The following is a 3,232-nucleotide window of genomic DNA, read 5'->3' as shown; positions in this document are numbered from 1 at the left end:
CGCAGACTGTAACTTATACTGCAACTGCATTGTAATTATTCCGATAAATAATAGATAAGAAAGCTCCCTTAATATCGACGTGTAAGGGATTTCTTTTTAAAACCAAATAAATAGCCTTGTAGTAATTTTACTACATAAACTTCCATATTCAACTACAAAGAAACTTTTACCGCTGCTGTAGATTTGCAGTGTTAAAAGAGAACAATTAAATAAGAATAAAAAAATAAATATTATTATCATGAAAAAACAAATCGTAATCGCAGCTTTAACTTTTGGAGCAATTATATTAGGAACCAGCAATGTTCATGCACAGAATACTACTGCAACCACAACCGTGAATATTACCCTGAACGATGTAATTTCCATTGATACCGGGAGTACTGCAATCGGTAACAATGTTGACTTTAACTATGCTACTGCAGCAGATTACAACTCTGATCAAACGGTTACAAAAGCCAACTCTCTAAAAGTTACTTCAACGAAAAACTTTAACGTAAAAGTAAAAGCAGGTGGGGCTAATTTCATCAATGGAACCAACACAATCCCTGTAAATGTTTTGACAATTAAAGCTGCTGCATCTGCGGGAACAATGGGAGGAACAAAAACCGCTGTGGTTTTATCTGAAACGGATCAAACTTTAGTTTCAAATGCTCCACTTGGAAGTGCATTGACATTAAATTTGGATTACATGATTCCTGCAGTGAAATCATCTTCTGCCGATATTTTAGGTAAACCTGCCGGAACTTACACGCAAACAGTAACTTATACTGCGACTGCTTTATAATAAAATTTTTAAGATTGTAAAGGTTCCTTTAGTTACGTTTCAGTAGTTTTGGGAATCTTTTATTTTTAAACAATTTACACCATGCGCAAGTTTATCCATCTTTTCCTTTTCGTGATCATCACAGCAGCTTCTTCAGCTTTGTCACAAAGTATCTCTATGTCACCTACACGTCTGTTTTTCACAGGCAATCCGGGAGAAAAAGTTACACAGACAGTCACGCTTCAGAACAGCTCAGACAAAGATTATGTCTTTAATCTCAACTATAAAGATTGGGTAAGAGAAGAAAATGGAAATAAAGTTTATCTTGATGCAGGAAGTTCAAAAACGTCTAATGCTGCCTGGGTCTCAACTTTAGAAAACGCTGTCACAGTTCCTGCGAAAAGTACAAAAGAGATTGTAGTAACCATGAAGATTCCGGCAAATGCTTCAAAATCGACAGTTACTAACAGCATGCTCTTCTTCACTCAATTACCGCAGCAGGCAGATCAGGCAAAGGCTAAAAACGGGATTGGTATCATCACATTATTTGAGGTTGGACTTCATATTTTTTATACACCAACCGGAAACCAGGTGAAAAGCCTTGATATTACAAATATTGCAGAGGTGTCTTCTGACAATACTTCAGACAGAAAAGTAGCAGTAAGCATCCACAATGACGGAAACACGATCAATGATGCGACTGTTGAGTTTGAACTCACCAATACAGACAGTGGTAAGGAAATTAAATTACCTGCCATTGCAATATCCATGCTTCCCGACACCAATCAGGTCGTTCATTTTTCCTTACCGGAGAATATTTCAGGGAATTTCCTTGGTGTGGCCATTATCAAAATGGCAGGATCTAATGATTTACGCGTAGGCGAGAAAAACTTTAAATTTTAAAATTAAGTCTTAAAACAACAAAATAGAATGTCGGTATTAATTCTTAGGAGAACAATTTTACTTTTAGCATTTGTTCTTTTAAACTTTTCATTTGCTTTTTCGCAGGATAAGAAGGATATCAAAATCTATTTTGAAAAAGACAGTGTAGCTGTTGAAAAAGGTTCAACATTTACGAATTTCCTGGTGATTGAGAATAAAAGTTCTGAAGCTGTCACAATTCAGAATATCGTACCTCAGGAAAATTATCCCGGATTGCTTTTCTATCCCAAAAATGAGTTTACACTGGATGCCGGACAGTCTAAAAATCTTCCTGTAAAACTGATTGCCAATGTGGATTTTATGAAACTGAGATCCAGTGAGATTAATTTTCAGGTTTCTTACATCACTTCATCATTAACAAGAACCGAAAGCATATCGTTTACGGTTAAAAAAGAAGAAAACAGTAACATCGCAATTTACACGGAGGCTTTCGAGAATTTCATTAATCCTAATGCGCCGGACTCTTCAATATTACTCACTGTTGAAAACCAGGGCTACAGCAAACGAAACGTAAAGATTGACTTTCAATCTATACCCGATGGTTTGGAAATGATGCCAAAACAACAGACTGTTTTCCTTGAAGGTTTGGAAAAACAAACTGTTGAGATCAAAATTGTAATTAGAAAACACAATACGGTTTTTCCTGAATTTAATATCAACGCAATCGCAACAGATCTTCTCACTAATGAAATTGTGGGAAGCAACACGCTCCATTTACTTATTTTATCAAATAACAGACAAATTGCCAGAGGACCGGAGTCTGTAAGCGGAAGTAATTTTGCTGAAATGAGCTACAACGAAAACAGCTCAGGTTTTAATTTTCTTCAATTAAGAGCTAATACAGCTTTCAGAGTGAGCGAAAACGTGAAATCGCGCTTCAATATCGGTACGGATTACTTTATGGAACGAGGCCTTTACAACATCTATGATACCTGGTTGGAAATGGAGCGAAAAAATACGGTATTACGCGTTGGAAATATTAACAGCACAGATTACGAATACCCTATTTTCGGAAGAGGTGCAAAAATTTCCACCAAATTTGGTAGTAACAAACAGATTGAATTGCTGGCGCTGGAAAACAATTACAATCTGTACAGTACTTATTTCCAGCAAATAAATGGGTCTAACGTGGTGGGGGCGAAGTATGGGTATGGAAATGCGAAAACTTTAAATGGAAAAATTTCATATATATACGACCATGATCCGCGCTTAAACGTTGATACACAGCTGGCAAATGCTGTGACGTCTTTTTCAGTAGGAGGCAAACACACCATCCGGACGGAGGTTGGTCTGAGTCACGAAAAAGGACTTGTAAATAAGGATGAAAATGCAGGAGGTCTGGTGGGAGCTATTTACGAAGGACGAGCAGGGAGATGGGATTTGCAATCTACTAATTCATTCGCAACTAAAAGTTATGCAGGGATCAAAAGAGGATCTTTTTTCTCAAACCAAAGAATCGGCAGACAATTTTCTGATTCTAAGCGTGCATTTATACAATACCAAAACTCGCAGGTAGACCCCGGTTTT

The 3,232-nt window shown here is 37.0% G+C and carries 3 protein-coding genes; all 3 read left to right on the top strand.

What is annotated here, in order from left to right; genetic code table 11:
• Positions 1–238 precede the first annotated feature (238 nt).
• Positions 239–784 carry a hypothetical protein gene (locus tag IC610_RS19880; RefSeq protein WP_056077368.1) on the top strand — a complete coding sequence of 182 codons (546 nt, stop codon included), beginning with the start codon at positions 239–241 and terminating at the stop codon, positions 782–784.
• Between the two features lie 81 nt (positions 785–865).
• Positions 866–1,666 carry a WxL protein peptidoglycan domain-containing protein gene (locus IC610_RS19875; RefSeq protein WP_228462976.1) on the top strand — a complete coding sequence of 267 codons (801 nt, stop codon included), beginning with the start codon at positions 866–868 and terminating at the stop codon, positions 1,664–1,666.
• Between the two features lie 27 nt (positions 1,667–1,693).
• Positions 1,694–3,232, top strand: a 1,539-nt coding sequence (locus IC610_RS19870; RefSeq protein ID WP_449506096.1) for a COG1470 family protein, incomplete at its 3' end; no start/stop codon positions are given.

The sequence above is a fragment of the Chryseobacterium caseinilyticum genome, assembly GCF_014837145.1.
Lineage (GTDB): Bacteria > Bacteroidota > Bacteroidia > Flavobacteriales > Weeksellaceae > Chryseobacterium > Chryseobacterium caseinilyticum.
The sequence above is the reverse complement of the archived record's forward strand: the minus strand, read 5'-3'. Positions and strand labels throughout refer to the sequence as shown.

Coding starts and splice junctions, on each gene's coding strand:
- IC610_RS19880 (WP_056077368.1), top strand. CDS start 239: ATGAAAAAACAAATCGTAATCGCAGCTTTAACTTTTGGAGCAATTATA.
- IC610_RS19875 (WP_228462976.1), top strand. CDS start 866: ATGCGCAAGTTTATCCATCTTTTCCTTTTCGTGATCATCACAGCAGCT.